Origin of the sequence: Catenulispora sp. EB89, from assembly GCF_041261445.1 — a bacterium.
Lineage (GTDB): Bacteria > Actinomycetota > Actinomycetes > Streptomycetales > Catenulisporaceae > Catenulispora.
The window spans coordinates 77,376-101,618 of record NZ_JBGCCU010000017.1 but is presented as its reverse complement, the minus strand read 5'-3'; the positions used below and the strand labels follow the sequence as shown (position 1 = coordinate 101,618).

General features: G+C 72.2%; 10 protein-coding genes. 8 read left to right on the top strand and 2 right to left on the bottom strand.

Features of this window, described 5'->3' with window-relative positions; genetic code table 11:
• Nucleotides 1–1,287 carry an aminotransferase class I/II-fold pyridoxal phosphate-dependent enzyme gene (locus ABH920_RS31240; RefSeq protein WP_370352784.1) on the bottom strand — a complete coding sequence of 429 codons (1,287 nt, stop codon included), beginning with the start codon at nt 1,285–1,287 and terminating at the stop codon, nt 1–3.
• Nucleotides 1,287–3,545 (bottom strand): putative bifunctional diguanylate cyclase/phosphodiesterase, encoded by a 2,259-nt coding sequence (locus ABH920_RS31235; protein WP_370352783.1) that lies wholly within the window; start codon nt 3,543–3,545, stop codon nt 1,287–1,289. Before ABH920_RS31235 ends, ABH920_RS31240 begins: the two co-directional genes overlap by 1 nt.
• A 169-nt stretch (nt 3,546–3,714) precedes the next feature.
• Here ABH920_RS31235 and ABH920_RS31230 point away from each other — a divergent pair, with 169 nt between their 5' ends.
• The 8 genes from ABH920_RS31230 to ABH920_RS31195 all read left to right on the top strand — a co-directional run bounded on the left by ABH920_RS31230 (nt 3,715) and on the right by ABH920_RS31195 (nt 24,155).
• A complete protein-coding gene (locus ABH920_RS31230; RefSeq protein ID WP_370352781.1) occupies nt 3,715–7,116 on the top strand; it encodes a DUF4132 domain-containing protein in 3,402 nt (1,133 codons plus the stop codon).
• Nucleotides 7,113–10,367 (top strand): DUF4132 domain-containing protein, encoded by a 3,255-nt coding sequence (locus ABH920_RS31225; protein ID WP_370352780.1) that lies wholly within the window; start codon nt 7,113–7,115, stop codon nt 10,365–10,367. The genes ABH920_RS31230 and ABH920_RS31225 overlap by 4 nt, the downstream gene beginning before the upstream one ends.
• Nucleotides 10,364–13,771, top strand: coding sequence for a DUF4132 domain-containing protein (locus ABH920_RS31220; protein ID WP_370352779.1), 3,408 nt, complete (start codon nt 10,364–10,366; stop codon nt 13,769–13,771). The genes ABH920_RS31225 and ABH920_RS31220 overlap by 4 nt, the downstream gene beginning before the upstream one ends.
• 2 nt (nt 13,772–13,773) lie before the next feature.
• The gene (locus ABH920_RS31215; protein ID WP_370352778.1) at nt 13,774–17,193 is read left to right on the top strand and encodes a DUF4132 domain-containing protein; all 3,420 of its coding nucleotides are present in this window, start codon (nt 13,774–13,776) and stop codon (nt 17,191–17,193) included.
• A complete protein-coding gene (locus tag ABH920_RS31210) occupies nt 17,190–18,329 on the top strand; it encodes an AAA family ATPase (RefSeq protein WP_370352777.1) in 1,140 nt (379 codons plus the stop codon). The genes ABH920_RS31215 and ABH920_RS31210 overlap by 4 nt, the downstream gene beginning before the upstream one ends.
• Nucleotides 18,330–18,424: 95 nt before the next feature.
• Nucleotides 18,425–20,734, top strand: a complete 2,310-nt coding sequence (locus ABH920_RS31205; RefSeq protein ID WP_370352915.1) for a DUF5682 family protein — start codon at nt 18,425–18,427, stop codon at nt 20,732–20,734.
• A gap of 56 nt (nt 20,735–20,790) precedes the next feature.
• A complete protein-coding gene (locus tag ABH920_RS31200; protein WP_370352914.1) occupies nt 20,791–21,903 on the top strand; it encodes a VWA domain-containing protein in 1,113 nt (370 codons plus the stop codon).
• Complete coding sequence (locus ABH920_RS31195) at nt 21,900–24,155, top strand: hypothetical protein (RefSeq protein ID WP_370352776.1); 2,256 nt, start codon at nt 21,900–21,902, stop codon at nt 24,153–24,155. Before ABH920_RS31200 ends, ABH920_RS31195 begins: the two co-directional genes overlap by 4 nt.
• Nucleotides 24,156–24,243: the final 88 nt, after the last annotated feature.

The window sequence follows — 24,243 nt, the reverse complement described above, 5'->3', positions numbered from 1 at the left end:
TCAGTGCCCTGCTGAACCGGCCGCGCCGTCGTGACTAACCCCGTGTCCGGCCACGTATCCGTGCCCCTCGGCCTTGCTCAGCATCGGCGCCAGCTCGGTCAGTGTCGCGTTCAACTGGTCGATCTCCTCGTCCGTGTTCGCCGCGGTCACCTGGATCCGGAAGCCGGCCTGGTCCCGCGGCACCAGCGGGTATGCCGCCAGTGTGACGTAGATGCCCCGTTCCCAGAGGATCGAGGCGATCTCGTCGATGTCGGAGGGCTCGCGGGCCGGCAGCTCGATGATGGGGAAGCCGCTGCGGTTCGGCGTGTAGAGCCCGAGCTTGCGGACGTGGTCGATGACCCGCGCCGTCTTGTGCCACAGCCCGCCGCGGATCACCTCGCCGCGCTCTCGGTTCACCTTCAGCCCGGCCAGGACCGTGGCCAGCGACGCGGTGGGCGAGGGGCCCGAGTACAGGTACGGCGCCGCCGCGAACTTCAGGTACTCCTTCATCTGCGTGGGCAGCGCCAGGAAGGCCATCAGCGAGGAGTACGCCTTCGAGAACCCGCCGACCAGCACCAGCCCCTCGTACGACTCCCCGAGGTGCCGCACGATGCTGTTCCCCAGCGCCCCGTACGGCGAGGTCTCTGCCGACGACCGCTCGCCGATCACGCCGAACCCGTGCGCGTCGTCCACGTACAGCAGCGCGCCCTCGGCCCGGCAGATGTCCGCGATCGCCGCCAGCCCCGGCTCGTTGCCGGTCATGCTGTTGATGCCGTCCATGCACACCAGGCGCGGCAGGTCCTTCGGCGCCTTGCGCAGCGCCACGGCCAGGCCGCCGAGGTCGGTGGCGCGCCAGCGGTGCAGCGTCGCGCCGTTGCCGCGGGCCACCGAGCTGCCGTCGTAGATGGTGCGGTGCGCCTGCGCCTCGCAGAACACCGTGCCCTTGCCGGCCAGGACCGGGATCACCGTCATGTGGATGTGCGTGATGGTCGGCAGCACCAGCGTGTCAGGGGCCTGTAACAGGTCGGTGAGCTGCTCCTCGATCTCCAGGTACGGCTTGGGGTTGCCCAGCAGCCGCGACCAGCTCGGGTGCGTGCCCCACTTCGCGATCAGCTCCGCCGGGGCGGCCATGATCTCCGGATCGACGTCGAAGCCGAGGTAGTTGCAGGAGGCGAAGTCGGACAGCCACTCGTCGCCGATGCGGATCCGCCGGGGTTCGGCGCGGTCCTGCTCCTCGATCACGGCGTCGTAGAACCGCGTGGTGTCCTTCAACCGGGCCAGCTCGGCCCACACTTCGTGCCGCGCCATCAGTTCTCTCCCATCTCTATGGCGGCCCGCACACCGGACGTCTCCGCCAGCGGCACCGCCGGCGAGTAGAAGAAGCCCTGTGCGTAGGCACACCCCATGTCGCGCAGCAGGTCCCGCTGCGCGATGGTCTCGACCCCCTCGGCCACCACCGCGAGGTCCATGGTCGCGGCCACATGGACGATCCCCCGGAGGAGCCGTTCATGATCCTTCTTGTCCGCGATCCGGTCGACGAACGACTTGTCGGCCTTGATCACGTCGAACTTCAGGTCCCGCAGATACCCGATCGAGGAATAGCCGGTCCCGAAGTCGTCGATGGCGATGCGCACCCCGAGCATGGCCAGCCGTTGCAGGTCGGCCAGGGCGTCGGCGGTGGCCTCGTGCAGGAAGACGTTCTCGGTGATCTCCACGGTCAGCCGGTCCGCCGGCAGGTCCGCCGCGCGCAGCGCCGAGCGCACCGTGTCGACGAACCCGCCGCCGCTGAACTGGTGCGGGGAGACGTTCACGGCCACGTACCCGAACCCGGCCGCGGCGGCGTCGGCGGTCGCGCGCCGCAGGATCCACGCGCCGATCGGGGTGATCTGCCCGGTCTCCTCGGCCACCGGCACGAAGTTCCCCGGCGCCAGCAGCCCCAGCTTGGGGTGCCGCCAGCGCACCAGCGCCTCGAACCCGGCCACCCGCGGCGGGCCCTGGAGCTCCACGATCGGCTGGTAGTGCAGTTCGAACTCGCCGACGGCCAGCGCCCGGTCCAGGCCGGTGCGCAGCGCCAGGCGCTGGAGCGCGGCGTCGTACAGGCTGGGCTCGAACAGCCGCCACGTGCCCTTGCCGTCCGCCTTGGCCGCGTACAGCGCCAGGTCCGCGTTGCGGAACAGCACCTCCTCGGTGCCGCCGGCGCCGCCCGGGCTGGTCGCCACCCCGATGCTGGCCCGGACCGGCACCGGCGCCCCGGACAGCCGGAACGGCTCGGCCAGCACCCCGATCAGCCGCTCGGCCAGGGCCACCGCCGCGCTCTCCGAGGCGCCGTCGGACAGCAGCACCGCGAACTCGTCGCCGCCCAGGCGCACCGGCAGGTCGCCGGGCCGGACCGCCCCGGCTATCCGCGAGGCCGCGGCCACCAGCAGCTCGTCACCCACCTTGTGGCCCTGGGTGTCGTTGACCTCTTTGAAGTTGTCCAGGTCGATGAGCAGCATCGCGGCCACGCCGCCGCAGTCCTGGGCCCGGGCTAGGGCGCGCTCGGCCCGGTCCTGGAAGCGCAGCCGGTTGCCCAGGCCCGTGAGCGAGTCCCGGTAGGCGCGGTACTTCAGCTCGCGCAGCATGGCCCGGGTGTGCGCGCGGTTGTCCAGCTCCCGGGTCTGCCGGCCGGCCAGGTAGAGCCGCAGCAGGACCAGCAGGAACATCACCGCCGAGGTCACGGCGATGACCGGGCCGTCGCGCAGCTCCACCTCCAGCGACTCGATCATCAGCACGCTCGGCGCGACCAGGGCCGCGATCGCCAGCGGGAGCACCCGCGCGCGGTCCGCGCCGCGCCGGCCGCGGGCCACCGGTTCGGTGAGCTCGGTCATCGACGGCGAGAGCGCGGCCGCGCCCCACGCCACGTAGAAGATCACCCAGCCCAGGTCGGCGGGGGTGCCGACATGCCAGACGCCGTACAGCCGGACCAGCGCGTAGGCCACGTCGGACCCGGTCAGCCCGACCACGCCGAGCAGCAGCAGCCGCACCGCCGGCCCGCGCAGCGCCCCGCCGGTGGCCAGCCGCGCGCTCACCGCCAGCAGCATCACGTCCCCGAGCGGATAGGCGATGGACACCGCGCTGCTGGTCCAGGACTGCGTCCGGTCGTCCACGGTCGGGGTGATGATGTAGACCCACAGCAGCAGCGCCGCGGCCGTGGTCAGGATGACGGCGTCGATCAGCGCCGCCCGGTCGCGCAGCGGGCTGCGCCGCCGGACCATGAGCATCACGCCGGCCGCGGCCAGCGGGTAGGTCAGCAGGTAGATGGCGTCGGCGATGGAGGGGAACGGCTCGACCCTGTTGAAGACGTCGGTCAGCAGGTTGTACGCGGTGTCCCCGCTGACCAGCGTCAGCATCGCCCCGGCCAGGAAGTACCAGGCGCGCCGGCTGCTGGGGCGGTGGCGGCGGACCCCGACCAGCACCGCGCCGACCCCGCCCAGGCCGATCACGGTCCAGGTCAGCAGGTGCAAACTGGGAACCGAGTAGTAGAAGACGGTCCACAGCGCCATGAATGCCGCGAACCGGAGCGCCATAAGTTCGAGGGGATCATGCACCCGAACGGGTCAGCAACTTGAGGGCTACGTGCGGATGACGCCCGAGCGGTGCTGTTCGGGCCCGAGGTCTGCCAGACCCTGCCACCCCTGTCGGTTTGCCTCGCTAGGGTCGTCCCCATTCGGGCGGGCAAATGGCTTGGGAGGGCTAGTGGGGAACGTCCTGGAACCGGTGGGCGCTGTCGCAGGGTTGTTCGACAAGCACTTTGATCCCCGGTCGCTGGTGATACCGCGCCGGGACGGCAGGTCGGCGGCTCCGGACCTGGTGTTCGAACCGGCCGCGGACGCCGTCGCAGACTTCGAACGGGTCTTCGCCAAGGCCGCGAAGACCGTCGACCTGGTGCTCGGCCACAACGGCGCTGAGGGCACCGACGGCGACCTGGCCGCGGCCATGCGGGAGCCGGAGTTCGGCGACCTGGCCGCGATGACATCGCAGCAGGCTGCGATCGCGGCGGCCGCAGTGCTCTACGACGCCCCGAAGAACTACGAGCCCTACGTCCTGGTCGACGCCTGGGTCGCCGCGCGCGGCGTCCCGTTCGCCACCGCCGCGACCATCGAGCTCGGCGGTTTCGGCATCTTCGTGCCGCGCAAGGGCCAGAAGATTCCGGCCCTGCGCCGCAAGGACCACGACGCGGCCCAGGCGCAGGAGCGTTTCGCGATGGCCGCGCGGATGCGCCGCCACCTCGTAACGGCCGGCGACGACGACTACGCCGCCGCCCGCACTGCCGCCGGCGACCTGCGGAGCCCGGCCGACGTCCGGAACACCTTCATCTCCTTCCTGTTCCCCGAGTGCTCCGAGTGGGTCGACGAGGACGTCTCCGGTCCGCTGGGCCGCCGCTGGGAGGTCCGCGACGGCCTCGCCGCCTGGCTGCTGATCGGAGCGGTGAGCACGAGCCGGCAGGCCGAGCGGCTCACGAAGTGGGCCCACGCCGACGCGCTGCGCCTGTGCTCGGCGGCGACCGCGACCATGGTCGCCACCGTCGGGCTGGACCTGGTCCCGGCGATCGCGAGCTGGGCCGAGGACTACTGGGACGGCGTCGAGTCCCGGCAGCGCGTGCAGCGGCTGCTCGCCGGCTTCGACAGCGAACAGGCCTTCCTGGCGCTGCTCGGCCAGCTGAACTACCGCGGCACCGCGGCCGTGCTCGCCGAGGCCGCGCAGCGCTTCCCGGAGCGCGGCATCCGGCTGCTCGCCGAGGCGGCGCCGGACCAGCCGGCGGCCCGCACCGCGGTGGAGCGGGTGCTGCGGCTGACGGTGGTCAGCCGGCCGGAGGCGGCCCGCGCGGTCGCGGCGCAGCTGGCCGACGAGCCGCGCGCACGCGTCGAGAAACTGGCCAACGCGGTCGCCGCACCGCTGCCCCCGGTGGCCGCCGCCGCCCTGCCGGAGCTGCTTGCCACGCCGCCGTGGGAGCAGGAGCGCGAGGTCGTCAGGCCCGTGCTCATCAAGGGCCTGACAGCACCGACCAGCGCGGACGTCGTCTGGTTGAACGATCAGGAGCACGCGGACTGGCGCGCCGATACGCTCGGCGTGCACCACCGCGAGGACGAGGACTGGGGCAAGCGGCTCGCCAAGGCCCTGGGCCGCCGCAACGCGTACCAGCTCATGGTGATCGTCATGAGGGGCCCCGAAAAGGAGGCCCGGCAGGCGCTCCGGAACCTCTCGGACGGCTACTCCTACGACGCCCTCGCCTGGTGCAGCACCGCCACCGCGCGCTTCGGCATCGACGCCTTCCCCTCGGTGCTGAGCGCGGTGCGCAGCAGCCCGCTGGAGAACGCCGAGCTCCTGCTGCCGTTCGCCTGCTCCGAGATAGCACCGCTGGTCGCGGACTGGAACCTGCGGCTGAAGACGCTGCGCGCCCCGGGGCAGGCCTGGATGCGCCGGCACCCCGCGCTCACCGCTCGAACCCTGATACCCGCGGCGCTCGGGAAGGCCGGCCGAGCCCGTCAGGCCGCCGAGACCGCGTTGCGCTTCCTGGTCGCCGAGGGGTTCCAGGACGAGGTTCGCGCCGAGGCCGCGACCTACGGCAGCGAAGCCGAGGCCGGTGTCGTCCGACTCCTGGCTCAGGATCCGCTGTTCGCCTCGTTGCCGAAGACCATGCCGGAGCCGCCGAGCTGGGCCGAGCCGGAGAGCCTGCCGCAGTTGCTGGTGGCCGGCCGCAAAGAGGCGCTGCCGCGGTCGGCGGTGCGCACCGTGGTCCGGATGTTCATGATCTCCACCGCCGAGGACCCGTACCTCGGGCTGGACGCCGTGAAAGAACTCTGCGACGCCCGCTCGCTCGCCGACTTCGTCTGGGGCCTGTTCGAGAACTGGCAGACCGCCGACTACCCGGCGAAGCAGTCCTTCGCGATGGACTCGCTGCGCTGGTTCGGCGGCGACGAAGCCGTCCGCCGCCTGTCCCCGCTGATCCGCGTCTGGCCCGGCGACGGCGGCCACGCCCGCGCGGTCGCCGGTCTGGACGTGCTGACCGCGATCGGCGGCGACACCGCGCTGCTCCACCTTTACGGGATCTCGCAGAAGGGCAAGTTCCGGGGGCTGAAGGAGAGCGCACAGGAACGCGTCGAGGCCATCGCCAAGGAACTGCGCCTGACCCGCGACCAGCTCGGTGACCGGCTGGTCCCGGACCTCGGCCTGGACGGCTCCGGCTCGATGGAGCTGGACTACGGCCCGCGCCGCTTCCGGGTCTTCTTCGACGAACAGCTCAAGCCCGGCGTCGCCGACGAGAGCGGCAAGCGCCTGAAGTCCCTGCCCAAACCCGGCGTGAAGGACGACGCCGAACTGGCGCCGGCCGCCTACCAGCGGTTCAGCGGCCTGAAGAAGGACGTGCGGACCCTGGCCTCGGACCAGATCGTCCGGCTGGAGCTGGCGATGGTGGCGCGCCGCCGCTGGACGAAGGCCGACTTCGAGGAGTACTTCGTCGGCCATCCGCTGCTGCGCCACCTGGTCCGGCGGCTGGTGTGGTCGGACTTCCGGCCGGACGGCACCGGCGTGCGCGGCACGTTCCGGGTCGCCGAGGACGCCTCCTACGCCGACGTCGACGACGACCCCGCCCCGCTCGCCGACGACGCCCTGATCGGCGTCGCGCACCCCGTGGACCTCGGCGGCGACCTGCCGCGCTGGGCGGAGCTGTTCGCCGACTACGAGATCCTGCAACCGTTCCGGCAGCTCGGCCGGCCGGTCCTCGCCCTCACCGCCGAAGAGGAGCAAAGCAGCCTGCTGACCCGCTTCGCCGGGATCCGGACCCCCGCCGGCAAGGTCCTGGGCCTGGAGCGGCGCGGCTGGCAGCGCAGCGCCCCGGCCGACGCCGGCTGGCAGGGCTACCTGCTGCGCGCGCTGCCCGACGGCCGCACCGCGGTGGTCGAGCTGGCGCCCGGGTTCGGCGCGGGCTGGGCCGGCGAGGCCGAGGACCAGGAGCTGACGAAGGTGTGGATCGGCGGGAAGAACCACGACCGCTACGGATACTGGCGCCAGGACGGCACCACGGATCCGCTGTCGACCCTGGACCCGGTGACCGCCTCGGAGATCCTGAACGACCTGAGCGAGGTGACCGCGCGATGACCGGCGGGCTGGAGCTGCCGAGCGACTACCAGCGGGTCGTGCCCCTCGCGCGCGGCCGGTGCCGCCCCGATCAGGCGCCGCCGATCGACCGCGAGGCCGTGCAGCGGCTCCACGAGCGGCGGCGCGGCGTGGTCGAGGCCTCCAAGACGACCATCGACGCCGCCATGCGGCACGCGGGCAGCGCCAAGCCCTTCGTCGACGCGATGCGGGGTGTCGACTTCGGCGACCTGACCGCCATGACGCCGCTGCAGGCCGCCGTCGCCGAAGCCACGCTGGTCCCGCTGGAGGACTTCGGCGACGAGCTCGCGATCGGCGTCTGGAACCACGTCCGCGGCGTGCCGTTCGCGCTGGAGGCGGTCATCGCGTACTGCCATCTGGACCCGTGGCCCCGCATCGCTTGGTCGAAGAAGACTCCGGTCCTGCTGGACGTCATGGTCATGGCGCGGCAGCTGGTGGACCTGGTCCGGTCGGCTCCGGACGACGTCCGCGCCGAGGCGATGAGCGTCGCCGAGCGGTGGCGGGTGAAGGAGAGCGACGGCTGCGGATTCTCTCGGACGCTGACCACCTTCCTGTTCCCCGAGCGCACGGACTGGCTTGAGGAAGATCTGATGGCGGCACGCCGTGGCGAGATCCCGGCCGCCTCGCTGCTGCCCTCGGTCGCCACCGCCGAGCAGGCGCGCACGGTCGGCGAGCTGTTGCGGGCCGGCGAGAAGTGGACCTGGGACGGCGACCCCGCCGTCGAGCTGGCCTTCCTGACGGTCGCCGGCGCCGAAGCTCTGCCCTTCCTGCTCGCCTGGTACGACGGCCAGCCGAAGCAGGGCCAGGCCCTGAACGAGAGCCGGCATCAGGCCCTGGAGCTGCTCTCCCGGATCCCGGGCGACGCGGCGATGCAGGCGCTCGCCGATCGGCACAACGGACGCCCCGAGACTCTGGCCTACCTGCACGCCGCCGCGGTGCGTTTCCCGGACACCGCACTGCGTGTGCTGTCCGCGATGCCACCGACCCGGGCCACGACGCACGTCATCGCCGTCCTCACCGACATGGCTCCGGCCGCCGTGTCCGAGACGCAGATCCCTGACATCCTCTCCCGGCCGCCGTGGTCGGACCCGAAAGCCAAGCGGCCGAAGCCGGTCCAGGTCGCGGGCCTGACGCCGCCGGCCGCCGTCGAGGCCGCCTGGCTGCCCGGGGAGCGCGAGCGCTGGCTCGGCCGCGGCGCCGGCTGGGAGCCGAGCCAGGGCTGGCCGGCGATCGCCGAACAGGTCGCGGCCTGGCGTACCGAGCCGGCGCAGCCCGACGACCCGATGACGCCGGTCGCGCTCTACTTCGCTGCCTACGCCCCGCCGGAGCTGGTGCGGCCCATGCTCGAGGACGGCTGGCAGCCGCCGTTGCGGCGGGCCGACGACCGCGCGCACTCCTTCGTCGCCCGCTACGAACTGCTGGCGCTGCCGGCGGTGCTGGCGATCCGCGGACTGCCCGCGGTCCGGGGCCGGCTGCTCCAGCCGTTCGTCAGCGCGGACATCGCCGCCACCATGGTCGCGGGCATGACGCGGCGCCGCAGCGTGGCCCGGGGTACGGCACTGGGCTGGCTGCGGCGCCATCCCGAAGCGGCCACCCGCGGCCTGGTGCCGGCCGCGCTCGGCAGGGCGGGCCAGCAGCGGCGCAACGCCGACGCCGCGCTGCGCTGGCTCGCCGCCGACGGCACCGACGTCGTGGGCGTCGCCTCCGGTGCGTACGGCGAAGCCGTCGGCGTCGCCCTCAAGGAACTGCTCAGCGACGGCGGCCTCGGTGCCTATCCGCGCAGCATGCCCGACACGCCGATGTGGGCCAGATCCTCGGTTTTGCCGCAGATCCGGCTCAAGGACGGGACGGGAGTGCTGCCGGCGCGCGCGGCCCAGAGCGTGGTGGAGATGCTTCAGATCTCCAAGCCCGAGGCCCCGTATCCCGGTCTGGAAGTCGTCAAAGAGCTCTGCGACGAGTCCTCGCTGGGCGAGTTCGCCTTCGCGCTGTTCCACAACTGGCACGAGTGCGGTTCCGACGCGGAGGAGCGCTGGGCCTTCGACGCCATGGGACAGCTCGGCGACGACGGCACCGTGGACCGGCTGGAACCGCTGATCGGGCCCTGGACCACGGCGCGCGACTACGGTCTCGTCGGCGACGCGCTGACCGTACTGGGCATGATCGGCGGCGACCGGGCCCTGGCGGCCCTGCACACCGTGGTCCAGAAGGGGCGGCGCAAGCCGGTCCGGCGCCGGGCCGAGCAACGGTTCCAGGACGTCGCGGCCTCGCTCGACCTCGACGCCGACGAACTCGCCGACCGCGTGGTCCCGACCCTCGGCCTGGGCCCGTCGGGTACGCTCCGGCTGGACTACGGCCCGCGCTTCTTCCACGTCGGCTTCGACGAGCTGCTGCGGCCCCGGGTCACCGACGAGGCCGGCAAGGTGCTGCCCCGGATGCCGCGGCCGGTCAAGAACGACGACCAGGAGCTGGCGAAGGCGGCGTACCAGCAGTTCACGGAAGTCAAGAAGGCCGCGCAGATCATTGCGGTGGACCAGATCAAGCGTCTGGAGAAGGCGATGTTCACCCGGCGGCGCTGGGAGCCGGAGGGCTTCGCCGCGCACATGGTCGCGCATCCGCTGCTGCGCCACATCACGCGGCGCGTGGTGTGGGGCGTCTACGCCGCCGACGGCGCGACGATCGGCTCCTTCCGGATCGCAGAAGACCTCAGCTACGCCGACGCCCACGACGCGCACTACGAGATCCCCGAAGGCGCCGTCATCGGCGTCGCACACCCGGTGGAGCTCGGCTCGGCCGTGACAGAGTGGAGCGAGCTGTTCGCCGACTACGAGATCCTGCAGTCGCTGGACCAGTTGGGCCGGCCGGCGCTGGAGCTGACCGCCGAGGAGCGGGCCGGCCGGACGCTGAAGCGCTTCCAGGGGATCGTCCTGGACGCGAGCGTGATCGTCGCCCTGGAGCCCCGCGGCTGGTCCAGCGGCCCGCTGGGCGATCCGCCGGTGTGGTCGCGGTTCCTGCGGCCGCTCGGCGACGACGACCGGTACATGATCGTGGACATCTCGCCGGGACTGAAGGGCGCCGTGGCGGAGGGCTCCGGCTACCAGACCATCGACCGGGTCTGGCTCAGCGTGGCCGGCGAGCACGCCTCGATCGACGAGCACTCGGTGCCGCTGTCCGAACTCGACGCGGTGCGGGCCTCGGAGATTCTGCGGGACCTGGCGGAAGTGACGGGCCGATGACCATCGTTACGGCGGACGGCGAGAGCATGACGCAGGACCCTGAGGACTTCTTCGAGCTGGCCGGCTTCTACCACGGCATCAAACCCCTGGACCGTACCTGGCAGCCGGCGGACGAGCCGCCGAAGTTCTACGAACAGGCCGCGAGGGTCCTGGGTCTGCGCCGCGAGAACCCGGCGGACTACGAGGCGAGGGTCGCCGCTGCCCTGTCCTCGCCGCTGCCCACGTTCGCGACCCATTTCGGGCATGTCCCGGACCCGGCGGCGGTATTGGCCGGTGTCGATGTCGCCGACCTGGACACGCAGACTCCGCTCCAGGCCGCCGTGGTCGAGTCCATCCTGCTCCCGGAGACCATCCACAGCGTGTCCGTGGTCGATGTGTGGGCCGAGGGGCGAGGCCTGGCCTTCGCGATGGCGGCCTTCGCCGAGTACTGCGCCGTCATGGGCCTGGTCACGGGGGACTTCTTCTCCCATGTGCGGGGCAACAACCACTTCCGTCCGCGGTGGGGCCTCGATCGGTTGCTGTTGTTCGCGCGGACGGCCCCGGCGGCGGAGCGTGCCGAACTCCTGGCCACGGCCGAGCGCATGCGCCGGGACGAGCCCACTGCGGCGACCCGGTCCCTGACCTCGTTCCTGTTCCCGGAGCGGCCCGAGTGGTTCTGGGCCGATCTCGGTGCGGCGGAGCGTGGCCCGCTGTCGTTCGTCGCGCTGCTGCCGTCGGCGTCGACCGAGGCCCAGGCGGCGGCGCTCGCCGAGCGATTCAGAGGGCTGACGGACTGGCAGTGGGACGGCGAATCCCACGTCGAGCTGACCTTTTTGACCGTCGCCGGACCCGCGGCGCTGCCGGTGCTCGCCGCGTGGTGCGATTCCGGCCACCGGTGTCCGTCCCCGCGCAAGGGGCGTCCGCAGCCGTGCCCGATCCATCGGCAAAGCCTCGGCCTGATCGCCCGGATCCCGAGCGACGCGGCGCTGTCCGTGCTCGTCGAGTGGATCGACCGCGACGGGGTGGGCGAGCGCCTGCAGGCCGCGGTCAAGCGGTTCCCGCGCCGGGCGTTGCGGGTGCTGGCCGAGGCCGCGCCGTCCGCGGAAGCCACGCGCCTGCTGACCATGGTCGTCCTCGCCGATCCCGCGCGGGCCAGGATCGAGGCCGCGCGGGTGAGCCCCGAGGCGTGTGACCGGATCGAGGCGCTGCTCACCGAGGATGCCCCCGACGCCGATGCGCTCGATCTGCCTGAGATCCTGGCGGCACCGCCGTGGCGGGACAAGAAGCGCAAGCGCGCGAAGCCGATCGTGATCGAGGGCCTGACCCCGCCGGCCGAGGTCACCGTCGACTGGCTGCCCGGCGAGCGCGAAGCCTGGCTCACCGGGCACGGCGCCGGCTGGACGCCGGAACAGGGCTGGGAGACAGTCCTGCCGAAGATCATGGCCGGCAACGCCAACGAACACCTGGCCACCTACTTCGCCGCGTACGCCCCCGAGGACCTGGTGCGTCCGCACCTCCCGGGCTGGCAGCCGCCGATGCGCCAGGTCACGAACCGGGCCCGGACGTTCACCGCGAAGTACGAGCTCCTGGCGCTTCCGACGGTGCTGTCCCTGACGCGGTTCCCGGCCGTGCGGGCGCGGCTGCTCCAGCCGTTCGTGAGCGCCGAGATCGCCGCGATCATGGCCGACGCACTGGTGCGGCTGCGCTCCGTGCGCGCGTACGCGGTCTCCTGGCTGCGTCGGCATCCCGAGGACGCGGTGCGCGGCCTGGTGCCGACGGCGCTGGGTAAGCCCGGCAAGCTTCGGCAGAGCACCGTCGCCGCGCTGCGGTGGCTCGAAGCCGACGGTGTCGACGTCGTGACCATTACGCAGCAGACGTACGGCGAGGAAGCCGCCGCCGCGGCCAAGGAGGCCATGGCGGACCGGGGCCTGGAGGACTACCCCCGCACCGTTCCGCCGACACCGATGTGGGCCCGCGCGGCGCTGCTGGCCGAGATCCGCTTGAAGGACGGCAAGACCGCGCTTCCCCGCGATGCCGTGCAAGCAGTCCTGGAAATGCTGATGTTCTCCAAGCCTGACGCGCTCTACCCGGGCCTGGAGATCGTCAAAGAGCTCTGCGACGCGACCTCGCTCGCCGAGTTCGCCTGGTCCCTGGCCCAGACCTGGGACCTCGCCGGCGGCGAGGAGAACGACCGCTGGGTCATCGGCGCGCTCGGCGTCTTCGGCGACCAGAGCACGGTCGCGCGGTTGGAGGAGCTGATCCGGGTCTGGCACCGCCGGGCGAAGCCGGAGAACATCCGCGACGGATTGGACGCGCTCGCCATGATCGGCGGCGATCGCGCGCTGACCGCGTTGCACGGCTTCGCCGGCCGTTCGTGGACCATGACGTTGAAACGCAAGGCCCGGACGACCTTCGAGGACGTCGCCGAATCCCTGGACCTGACCCCGGACCGGCTCGCCGACCGCCTGGTCCCGACCTCCGGCCTGACCCCCGAGGGCACCGTCCGGCTGGACTACGGCAGGCGCAGTTTCGACGTGTCCTTCGACGACCTGCTGCGGCCGGTCGTCGCCGACGAGGCCGGCACGGTGCTGCGCGCGTTGCCCAAGCCCGGCAAACGGGACGACACCGAACTGGCCGCCGCCTCCGCCAAGCGGTTCAGCACGCTCAAGAAGCAGGTCCAGGACGGGGCGCAGGAACAGGCGGCCCGGATGGAGAAGGCGATGCTCCAGCACCGCTGCTGGATCCCGGAGGAGTTCACCGAGTACGTGGTCTGCCACCTCGTGCTCGGCCGGATCGCGCGGCGCCTGGTGTGGGGCGTCTACGCCGAGGACGGCGCGCTGCTCGGCTCGTTCCGGATCGCCGAGGACCTGAGCTTCGCAGACGTCGACGACGCGCACTACGAGGTCCCCGAAGGCGCACAGATCGGCATCGCGCACCCGGTCGACCTCGGGCCCGCGCTGGCCCGCTGGTCCGAGGTGTTCTCCGACTACGAGCTGCTGCAACCGTTCGAGCAGCTGGGCCGGCCGCCGCTCGGCCTGAACGCCGAGGAACGAGCGGGCAAGCGCCTGGTGCGTCCGTACATCTCGCCCGACGCGGTCGCCGACACCGCCGCGCTCTACGAGATGCGCTTCGGCGCGACGAAGTTCGAAGCCCTGGCCGCCCGCGGCTGGCACCGCGGCCCGATCACCGACCGGAAGTGGTCGCGCCTGCTTCGCCCGGCCGGCGACGGGACCTGGCTGGTCATGGACCTGCTCCCGGGAATCGAGGCGGGAGCCGCGGCACTGTCGCCCTACCAGGCCGTCACCGCGGTCTGGCTGAGCAGGACCGGCGACGATCCCGACTTCGAACGCCACGCGCTCCCGCTGGCCGGGCTCGACGAGGGGTTCGCGGCGATCGTCCTGCGGGACTTGGAAGAGGTGCACTGACGGTGACCGCGACCGTTACTGCGGACGAGGAGTTCGTCCTGCCGGAACGCTTTCGCACGAAGGTGCTCCGGCGCCGGGGCGACGGGGGCGCGGCGACGACGATCGACGAGCCGTTGGGCGAGATGGTCGAATGGATGGACGATCTCCGCCAGAAGGTGGACGGGTACTACCGGCGCGCCATCGTCGATCCGGGGTCGGACCGGGATCTGGTCGAGGCTGCGACGCACCCCGGGTTCGACACTCTGACGACTGCCTCTCCGCTCCAGGCCGGCCTGCGCGCGGCACTCATTATTGACGTCGCGATGTTCACCATGGTGCCGCGCCGTTTCGCGGACAGCTGGGTCCTGAGCCGCGGCCTCGCCTTCGCGGTCCGTGGGATGGCCGAGTTGCACGGAGTACACGCCGTACGGCACAGCTATCTGCGCGGCAGGCGCCAGAATCCGCAGTTTCGTCGCGGTCCGGTGTCCGCTCAATGCGGCCCTCGCTTGAGTTCTGCGGCGCGTCTGCTCGCGTTGTTGGCCGATGCCACTGATGCTGAATACGCCGAAGCGATGGCCGCGGCCGCCGAGTACCGCGACGGCAGCCGCGACCAGCGAGTGTTGACCTCGTTCCTGTTCCGGGAGCGTACTGAGTGGGTCGATGCCGACCTCCGGGACTCCGAGGTACTCGACGGCCGCAGGATGGTGGACCCTGCCTGCTGCCTGCTGGCCGCCGCACTCACCACGAGCGTTCAGGCCCGGGAGTACGCGGAGCGTCAGCCGTGGCTGAACTGGCCCGGGCAGGAGGAGATAGTGCCGACACTGCTGGCGTCGGTCGGCCCAGCGGTGGCACCGGTGTTCGTGCCGTGGCTCGACAAGTCATGGCGTGTCGACAGTGACTTGCTTACCTTGCTCTCGGAGTTGGGTAGTGAGGAGTCCATTCGGGCCCTGACAGACCACCTGGGCACGAAGGGGGTACGGCACTACCTGCTTGCCGGCGGCAAGCTGTTCCCCCGCCGCACACTCCGCGTCCTGGCCGAGACCGACCCCGGCGCGCCGGGCGAGGCCGTCGCAGACCGGGATCGGACACTCTGGGCCAAGCACGTGACACATGCGCTGGCCCTCCACGCGAACGCCTATCCCGATCTCGCTCGCGAGGAGCTGCCGACTCTCAGCCCGGCCGCGCGAGCCCGGGCCGAGACGGCGCTCGATCCTCCGCGTGCTCTTCCCGATGCTGCGGCGGCGACGTTGCCGGCGGTCCTCGTCGCGCCGCCATGGGTCAACCGCGACGCGGCCGCCGCGCCGGTGGTCGTCAAAGGCCTGACAGCCCCGGCCGGAGCTTGTGCGGTGTGGGCCGACGGCGAGCGCGAGGAATGGCTGGCGACGCGGTTTCGCGACCAGCGCCACCCGACCGAGCCGGATGACGCCGTCATCGCGGCCTTCATCGCCGCTCGGGGCGATTACCGCAGCGATTGGCGCGAGATCGACGGCGTCTGGCGGCAGATCAACTACCGGCGCTTCTTCTGCCGGGCGGCCGACGAACTGGTCCGTCCGCTGCTGGCGGCCGGTCGGCAGCCCCCGGTCGGCGAACGCGACGGATGGGCCCGGGTCTACCTGGCCCGGTTCGAGGTTCTGGGGCTTCCCATGGCGCTGAAGGCCACCGCGTCGCATCGCCTGGGCCTGATCCAGCCGTTCCGCAGCCCCGAGATCGCCGCCACCGTCGCCGTGGCCCTCACGCAGCGCACGACCGGCCGCGCCGACGCTGTCCGCTGGCTCACGCGCCATGCGGACTACGCCGCCGAACAGCTGATCCCCGCAGCCGTCGGCAAGCCTGGCAAGGACCGCCAGGCAGCAGCCCGGACCGTGCGTTGGCTCGGTGACAAGGCGGGCGTCGACGTGATAGCGATCGCGGCCGAGAACTACGGCGATCAGGCAGCAGCGGCCATCAGAGTTCTGATGGACTCCGCCGGCGGCGAGGAGCTGCCGAAGACCCTGCCAGAGGTACCGAGGTGGGCGGAATCCTTTACTCTGCCTCAGATCGTGCTCGCCGACGGCACTGCCGGGCTGCCTGCAGAAGCGGTCCGTCACCTCGGACAGATGCTGACCCTGTCCAAGCCCGGTGATCCGTACGACGGCATCGAGACGGTCAAAGAGCTCTGCGACGCCGTCTCGTTGCGCGAGTACTCCTGGGCGCTGATGGAGAACTGGCGGCTGGCCGGCTACCCGAGCGAGTCCGCGTGGGTCCTCCTCGCGCTGTGCTGGTTCGGCGACGACGAGACCGTGCACCGCCTGGATCCGCTGATCCGCGCCTGGCCGGGGGAGAACGGCCACGCCCGCGCGGTCAAGGCTTTGGACGTCTTCGCCTCGATCGGCACCGATCTCGCACTGACCACGTTGGCCGGCATCGCCCAGCGCCTGAAGTTCAAGGCCCTGAAGGACCGGGCCGCGGAGAAGATCGCGGAGATCGCCGAGGGTCTGGGCCTGACCGCCGAACAGCTCGCCGATCGCGTGGTCCCGGACCTCGGCCTGGACGCGAACGGCGCGATGACGCTGGACTTCGGGCCGCGGCGGTTCGTCGTCGAATTCGACGCCGAGCTGAAGCCTTCCGTGCGTGACGAGTCCGGCAGGCGTCTCAAGACCCTGCCGAAGCCTGCCGCGACCGACGATCCCGACCTGGCCGCGGCGGCCGTCCGAGACTTCTCGGCGCTGAAGAAGCAGGCCCGCACCGTGGTCGCGGACCAGGTCGCGCGGCTGGAGCGGGCCATGGTCCTGCGGCGGCGCTGGGAGCCGGCGGAGTTCACCGCCTTCTTCGTGCGGCATCCGCTGGTGCGCCATATCGCGCGGCAGGTGGTGTGGGGGACGTTCGACGCGCGGGGCGTGCTGGTCGAGACCTTCCGCGTCGCCGAGGACCTGACCTTCGCAGACCTCGACGACGACGTCTTCACGCTGCCCGACGGCGCCGTGGTCGGCGTCGCGCATCCGCTGGACCTCGGCGAGCTGGTCGGACGCTGGTCCGACGTGCTGGCCGACTACCAGATCCTGCAGCCGTTCGCGCAGCTCGGCCGGCAGCCGCACGTCCTCACCGACGCCGAGCGCGCGGCGCTGGTCCTGAACCGGTTCGACGACATCGAAATGCCGGCCGGCAAGGTGGCCGGGCTGACCCGGCGCGGCTGGGTGCGCGGCGAGCCCTGGGACAACGGGATCGAGGTGTACATCGCCCGGCCGCTGCCCGATGGCCGCGTCCTGTTCGCGACCCTCGATCCCGGGATCGCCGTCGGAAACATCGCGGAGTCCGAGGAGCAGACCTTCGAGGGCGTGTGGATATCCCGCGACGGGACCGGCTACTGCCTCCCGGTTCCCGAACGGTCGGACCCGTTCGGCACACTCGACCCTGTGACCGCATCCGAAATACTTCGCGATCTGACTGAGGTGACCGCACAGTGACCGCCAAGAACAGTGCCGGGGACGCGGGCTCGGACTCGGGTTCGGGCGCCGGCGGCAAGCGCGTCCAGCGCCCGGCCGCCGAGGTCCGCTACGCCGACGAGCTGGCGCGGCTGCGCGCCGACGACTCCGGTGAGCGGCCTCCGGGCTGGGCGCTGAGCCTGCGCGCCGCGCGGCGTTTCATCCTCGGCGACGAGCGGGTCGGCATCAGCCGCAAGTTCGTCGGCGACCCCTCGCTGATCGACCGCGCGCTGGTCTCGCTGGCCACCAGCAGGGGCCTGATGCTGGTCGGCGAGCCCGGTACCGCCAAGTCGCTGCTGTCGGAGCTGCTGGCGGCGGCGGTCAGCGGCGACTCGACGCTCACCGTGCAGGGCGGCGCGGCCACCACCGAGGACCAGATCAAGTACTCGTGGAACTACGCGCTGCTGGTCGCCGAGGGCCCCTCGACCAAGTCGCTGGTCCCGGCGCCGCTGTACCGCGGCATGACCGAGGGCCGGGTGGTGCGGTTCGAGGAGATCACGCGCTGCCCGCTGGAGGTGCAGGACTGCCTGCTCTCGCCGCTGTCGGACCGGGTGATGGCGGTCCCGGAGCTGACCGGCGAGGACGCGCTGGTCTTCGCGCGCGAGGGGTTCAACGTCATCGCGACGGCGAACACCCGGGACCGCGGCGTGAACGAGATGAGCGCGGCCCTCAAGCGGCGCTTCAACTTCGAGACCGTGTTCGCGATCACCGACTTCGCCACCGAACTCGCCCTGGTCGAGCAGGAGGCGACGCATCTGCTGGAGGGCTCCGGCGTCACCGTGCCGCCGCGCCGCGACGTGCTGGAGGTGCTGGTCACCGCGTTCCGCGAACTGCGCGAGGGCAAGACCGACCGGGGCGACGCGATGGAGCGGCTGTCGTCGGTGATGAGCACCGCCGAGGCGGTCTCGGTGGCGCACGCCGTGGGCCTGCGCGGCTGGTTCCTGCGCGGTGACGCCGGGACGGCCACGGACATCGTGGAGTGCCTGGCCGGGACCGCGGCGAAGGACAACGCCGACGACCTGGCGAAGCTGCGCACGTATCTGGAGCAGCACGCGCAGCGGCGCAAGGGCGACCAGTGGCAGGAGCTGTACGACGCGCGGCACCGGCTGCCCGGCTGATGGCGTCCTCTGAGAAGGTGGCTCCGCCGACGGGCTCGACGCCGGCCGCGACGCCGGGCTCGACGCCGACCGCGGACGCCGTCGGGAACCTCACCATCGTCGGCGTCAGACACCACAGCCCGGCGTGCGCGGGCCTGGTCCGCGAGGCGATCGAGCGGCTGCGGCCGGCGCACGTGCTGATCGAGGGCCCGTCCGACATGAACGACCGGATCGGGGAGTTCCTGCTCGGGCACGAGCTGCCGGTCGCGGTGTTCACGTCGGTGCGGGACGGCTCGATGGCGCGCGGCTCGTGGTCGCCGTTCTGCGAGTACTCGCCGGAGTGGGTCGCGCTGACCGAGGGCACGCGGGCCGGGGCCGAGGTGCGGTTCATGGACCTGCCGGCCTGGCATCCGGCGTTCTCGGTGCTGACCAACCGGTACGCCGACGCCGAGCTGCGTTACACACAGGTTGTGGACGAACTGTGCCGGCAGTTCGGGATGGACAACATCGACACGCTGTGGGACCACATGGCGGAGATCGAGGCTTCCGAGGTGCCGTCGGCGGAGCTCGGCGAGCGGCTGAACACGTACTTCGACGTGGTCAGGTCGGCGTCCGACGCCGACCGGGAGCCGGGCGACCAGAGCGAGCCGACGTCCGACGAGATCCGTGAGCAGTACATGGCGCGCTGGATCTCGGCCGCGCTGCGTCAGAGTCCTGATCGGCCGGTGCTGGTGGTGTGCGGCGGATTCCACCGGCCGGCGTTGTTGCGGCTCGCGGGCGAGGCCGAGGCCGAGGCAGTTGTCGCGGCTGCCGGCTGGCCTGAGCTCGAACCGGTACCCGTCGATTCCGCCGTCAGCTACCTGGTGCCCTACTCGTTCAAGCGCCTCGACGCCTTCGACGGCTACCAGTCCGGCATGCCCTCCCCGGGCTACTACCAGCGGCTGTGGGAGCTGGGGCCGCGCGCGGCGGCCGCGGCGCTGACCGAGGAGGTCGTGCAGCGGCTGCGCGGCCGCAGCCAGCGGGTCTCGACCGCCGACCTCATCGCGGCGCGGGTCAACGGCGAGGGCCTGGCGGCCGTGCGCGGGCACCGTCATCCGGCCCGCGCCGATCTGCTCGACGGCCTGGTGTCGGCGCTGGTCGGCGAGGCGCTGGACCAGCCGCTGCCCTGGACCGGGCGCCGGCTGCTGGCGCCGGGGACGCATCCGGCGGTCGTGGAGATGGTCGCGGCGCTGTCCGGCGACCGGGTCGGCCGGCTGCACAAGGACACGCCGCTGCCGCCACTGGTGCACGACGCCGAGGCGGAGCTGGAGCGGCACGGGCTGGCGGATAAGAACTCTGTGACGCTCGACCTCACGGTCGTCGCCGAGCGTGACGCCTCGCGGCTGCTGCACCGACTCAGGGTCCTGGGTATCCCGGGCTATCGCCGGCTCTCCGGGCCGGATCCGGCGGCCGAGGACAGCACGTTCACCGAGGAGTGGCGGATCAGCGCCGAACAGGACCGGCTGGCCGCGCTGATCGAGGCCGGCGGCTACGGCCCGACGGTCGAGCTGGCGGCGACGGCGCGGCTGGGGGAGCGCGTGCAGGGCGGCGGGAACCTGGACGCCGCCGCGAAGGCGCTGTTCGACGCGGTGCTGTGCGGGATCGAGGACTGGTCGCGGGAGGTGCTGGCCTCGCTGTCGTTGTCCGTGGCCACCGGCAGCGATCCCGAGCCGCTGGGCGAGGTGCTGGCCGCCGTGCTGGGCCTGTGGCGGCACGATCAGCTGCTCGACGCTCAGCAGTCGGAGACGCTGGGGATCGTCATCGGCGCGGCCGTGGACCGGCTGCTGTGGCTGGTGGAATCGGCGCCGGGCACTCCGGGCGCGCCTGCCGCGCCGCGGCGGATCGCCGCGGTTCGGGCGGTACGGGACGCGGTGCGGCACGCGGCGGCCCGGCTCGGTCTGGACCCGGCGCGTGCGCTGGAGGTGATGGCGCGAATCGCGGACAACGCGGAGGCCGGGCCGGACCTGCGGGGCGCGGCGTTCGGGTTCGGCTGGTCGCTGGGCACGCCGCCGGCGGACGCCGAGCGCACCATCCGGGCCGCCGGGAATCCGGCGAGCCTCGGGGACTGGCTCGGCGGGCTGTTCGCGCTGGCGCGGGAGCAGTGCCTGGAGGAGGCGCCGGTGCTGACGGTGCTGGACGATCTGGTCACCGCGATGACGGATCGGGACCTGCTGGTCGCGTTGCCGGCGTTGCGGCAGGCGTTCGCGTACTTCCCGCCGCGCGAACGCGAGACGATCGCCGGGCAGGTGCTGCGGTTGTACGGGGTGGAGGATTCGGCGCGGTCGATGGTGCGCGGGAAGCTGGACGATCCGCTGGCCCTGGCGCGAGGACGGGAGCTGGACAGCCATGTGCAGGCGGTGCTGGAGCGGGAGGGGCTGGTCCGGTGAGCGCTGTTTCTCAGGAGCCTGATGACGCGGCGGCCGCCGCTTTGGAGCGATGGCGGATGATCCTCGGCGCCCCCGCCTCCTCCGGTACGTCGCTGAGCCCTGACAACGCCTCGCGCGACGCGGCGTTGGACTGGCTGTACGGCCGGGACGACGACCTGGCGCAGCGCGGCGTCCGGAAGGGCGGCGCCACGTCGGGCGGCCCGAAGGGTCCCGGCGGCAGCGAGGACTCGGTGCTCACGACCGTCGACTGGCTGGACGGGATCACGCGGCTGTTCCCCAAGGAGACGGTGGAGCGGCTGACCCGGGACGCGGTGGACCGGTATCAGATCCATGACATCGTCACCGACCCGAAGGTGCTGGAGCGCGTCGAGCCGAGCCCGGCGCTGCTGAAGGCGGTGCTGCGGACCAAGCACCTGATGGACCCGAAGGTGCTGGAGCTGGCCCGCAAGCTGGTCGCGGCGGTGGTCGCGGAGATGATGCGCAAGCTGGCGACCGAGGTGCGGGTGGCGTTCTCCGGCACCCGGCTGCGGCGTCCGTCGCAGGTCCGGCTGGCGCGCAACTTCGACGTGAAGCGCACCCTGCGCGGCAACCTCGGCCACTACCAGCCGCAGGAGCGCAAGCTCTACATCGAGGACGCGCACTTCTTCACACGCTCCCGGCGGCACGTCGACAACTGGCAGGTGATCCTGCTGGTGGACCAGTCGGGGTCGATGGTGTCGTCGGTGATCCACTCGGCGGTGACGGCGGCCTGCCTGTGGGGGCTGCCCGGCGTGCGCACGCACCTGGTCGCGTTCGACACGTCGGTGGTCGATCTGACCAGCGACGTCACGGACCCCGTGGACCTGCTGATGAAGGTGCAGCTCGGCGGCGGCACGGACATCTCCCGCGCCGTGAGCTACGCCGGCGAACTCGTCGCCAACCCCCGCCGTACGATCGTGGCCCTGATATCAGACCTCTACGAAGGCGGCAGCGAATCAGGCCTGCTCCGCGGCGCCCGCGCCCTGATCGAACAGGGCTGCCGCTTCCTCGCCCTGTGCGCCCTCGACGAGGACGCCAACCCCGCCTTCGACCGCGACATGGGCGAACGCCTGGCCGACCTCGGCGCCTTCGTCGGCGCCATGACCCCCGGCGAACTGGCGGCGTTCGTCGCGGAAGCGGTGAACGCATGACCACCCGCGCCGACCTCCTGGCCCTCACCGAGGACGCCCTGGTCTCCCTGACCAACCGCGGCCTGTACAAGCGCGCGGCGAAGGAAGCCGCAGCCGGCACCGGCCCCACCATCGCCGAGGACCCGGACGCCGTCCGCGGCACCTTCCCCGACGGCGTCATCTGCGCCCTCCCACCCGGCGGCCTGGAAGCGGCGGCCTGCACCTGCGGCGCCTCCGGCGCCTGCCGCCACGTGGTCGCGGTGGTGCTGGCGTACCAGGCCACTGCCTCGGACGGCACGGACGAGTTCGAACAGTGGCAGCCATCGGAGTTCACCGACGAGGAACTGGAAGCCCTCCTCGGCAAGCGCAGCTTCGCCACCGCCCGCCGCCGCCACAGCACCGGCTACCTGGCCCGCGTACACCCGGCCACCGCGACCGAGCAGGTCCCCTGGGTCGAACTGCCGAACTGCTCAGTCCGCTTCCTGGTCCCCCACGACCTGGCCTACGCCCGCAGCGACGCCCGCGACACGAAGGAGGCCATCGCGCTTGCAGTGTGGGCTTGGCGTGCGTGGGAGGCGTTGGGGAGCGCGGCGGGGGATCGGCACTTCGCGGTGGGGGGTGCGGACGAGCGCGCGGAAGTCGGCTCCGGCCCCGGCAGTGCTGCCGGCATGGCAGGTGCGCCGGACCTGGCTGGCGATCCCGGTGGTGATGCTGTCTCCGGTTCCAGTTCCAGTTCCAGTTCCAGTTCTGCCGCTGGCGGCGGCGCCGGAGCCGATGGCGTGGCTGGCGCGCCTGGCATCAGCGGTCTTGGCGTTGGGCAAGTCGGCGCCGGTTCCGGTGCTGGCGGCACAACTGGTCCGGGCGATGGCGCGGCAGGTGCGCGGGGCATGGCTGGCGGTCTTGGCGCTGGGCATGGTGGTTCTGGTTCTGGTGCGAGTGCTGGCGGTGGCGCGGATCTCGGCACCGCCGTCCCGGAAGCCTTGGCCTCCGCCGTAGACCTCGCCGCCGACATCTTCCTCACCGGCGTCTCGAACCTCGCGGCCGGCTTCACCCCGCGCCTGGCGCGCGTGCGCCGCGATCTCGACTCCGCGAGCCTGCGGTGGCCGTTGCTCGCCGCCGAGGATCTGGCCGACCAGGTGGCCGCGCATGCCGATCGGGCGGCGCGGCATCAGCAGGTGCTGGTCGCCGATCTGCTGGCCGAGCTTGTCGCGCGCGCTCGGGTCGCGGGGTCGGCGGTGGGCCAGCCGAAGTCGCGCGTGCTGGGGACCGAGGAGGCGGCCGAGGTCGCGTTGCGGCGCTTGCGGCTGACCGCGCTCGGGTGCCGTGTGCTGGCCGTCGGCGGGGATCGCAGGGCTCTGGTGTTCCTGGCCGATCCGGCGGCCGGCGTCGTGCTCACCCTCGACGGCCGCTACGAGGGCGCCGCCACCGGCTCTGATCTCGTCGGGCGGCGGTTGGCCGGGAGCACCGTGGGGGTGCTGGCCGGCGGCAACGTCGTGACCGAGACCGCGCACCGGCGCGCCGATCGGCGGCTGCGGCTGGCGGTGAACCGGGTCGCGCGCACGACCGTCAGCCAGTCCGGCGGCGCGTGGGGCCACCTGCCCAGCACGCTGCTCGCCCGCGACCTGGACGCGCTCGCCGCCGAGTTCGACCGGCTCCCGCCGCGCCTGGTGCGGCCGCGCGTCGATGCCGAGGACGTGCGCGTCGTGGAGATCGCAGAGGTCGAACACCTCTGGTACGAGCCCGGCAGCCAGCGCCTGTCCGCAGTCATCCGCGGCGCGGCGGGCGGCACCGCACGCATCGTCTCCGAGTACCGCTCCGTCGCGCCCGGCGCCCTCGACGCCCTCGCCGAAGCGCTCCGCCGCGACCCGGACTACGTCTCCGCCACCGTCCGGCGCGGCCGCGGAGGCCTGGTCCTGACCCCGATCGCGGTGGTCGCCGAGGGCCGCGTCGTGGTCCCCGACCTGGCGTCCGGCGACGGCTCCCAGGACCTCGACGACGGCGCCGCCCTGCTGCCCGACCGCCTCACCGCCGCGATCGAGAACGCCTTCGAACTCCTCGCCGAGATGACGCACCGAGGCGCACGCCACCTTCCACCCTCGTTCGCCGCACGCCTGGACGCGACGGCCGACCGCCTCGACTCCGCAGGCCTGGGACGCTGCGCGACGGATCTTCGTGCCCTGAATCGCACGCTCGGCCCCGACCCGGGACGCGCGGCGTTCGACGCGTGGGCCGACGCCGCGATTCGCCTCATCACGACAGCGGAACTGCGCTAGTGCTGCGGCAGGCAACGTTTGCGCGGTGATTGGCGACGCGCCGGTCGGGATCCGTTCCCGGCCGGCGTTGTCGGTGGACACTGTTCGG

Excerpts from the sequence above, each read along its gene's own strand:
- ABH920_RS31240 (WP_370352784.1), bottom strand. The coding sequence starts at position 1,287 with ATGGCGCGGCACGAAGTGTGGGCCGAGCTGGCCCGGTTGAAGGACACC.
- ABH920_RS31200 (WP_370352914.1), top strand. The coding sequence starts at position 20,791 with ATGATCCTCGGCGCCCCCGCCTCCTCCGGTACGTCGCTGAGCCCTGAC.
- ABH920_RS31220 (WP_370352779.1), top strand. The coding sequence starts at position 10,364 with ATGACCATCGTTACGGCGGACGGCGAGAGCATGACGCAGGACCCTGAG.
- ABH920_RS31235 (WP_370352783.1), bottom strand. The coding sequence starts at position 3,545 with ATGGCGCTCCGGTTCGCGGCATTCATGGCGCTGTGGACCGTCTTCTAC.
- ABH920_RS31195 (WP_370352776.1), top strand. The coding sequence starts at position 21,900 with ATGACCACCCGCGCCGACCTCCTGGCCCTCACCGAGGACGCCCTGGTC.
- ABH920_RS31225 (WP_370352780.1), top strand. The coding sequence starts at position 7,113 with ATGACCGGCGGGCTGGAGCTGCCGAGCGACTACCAGCGGGTCGTGCCC.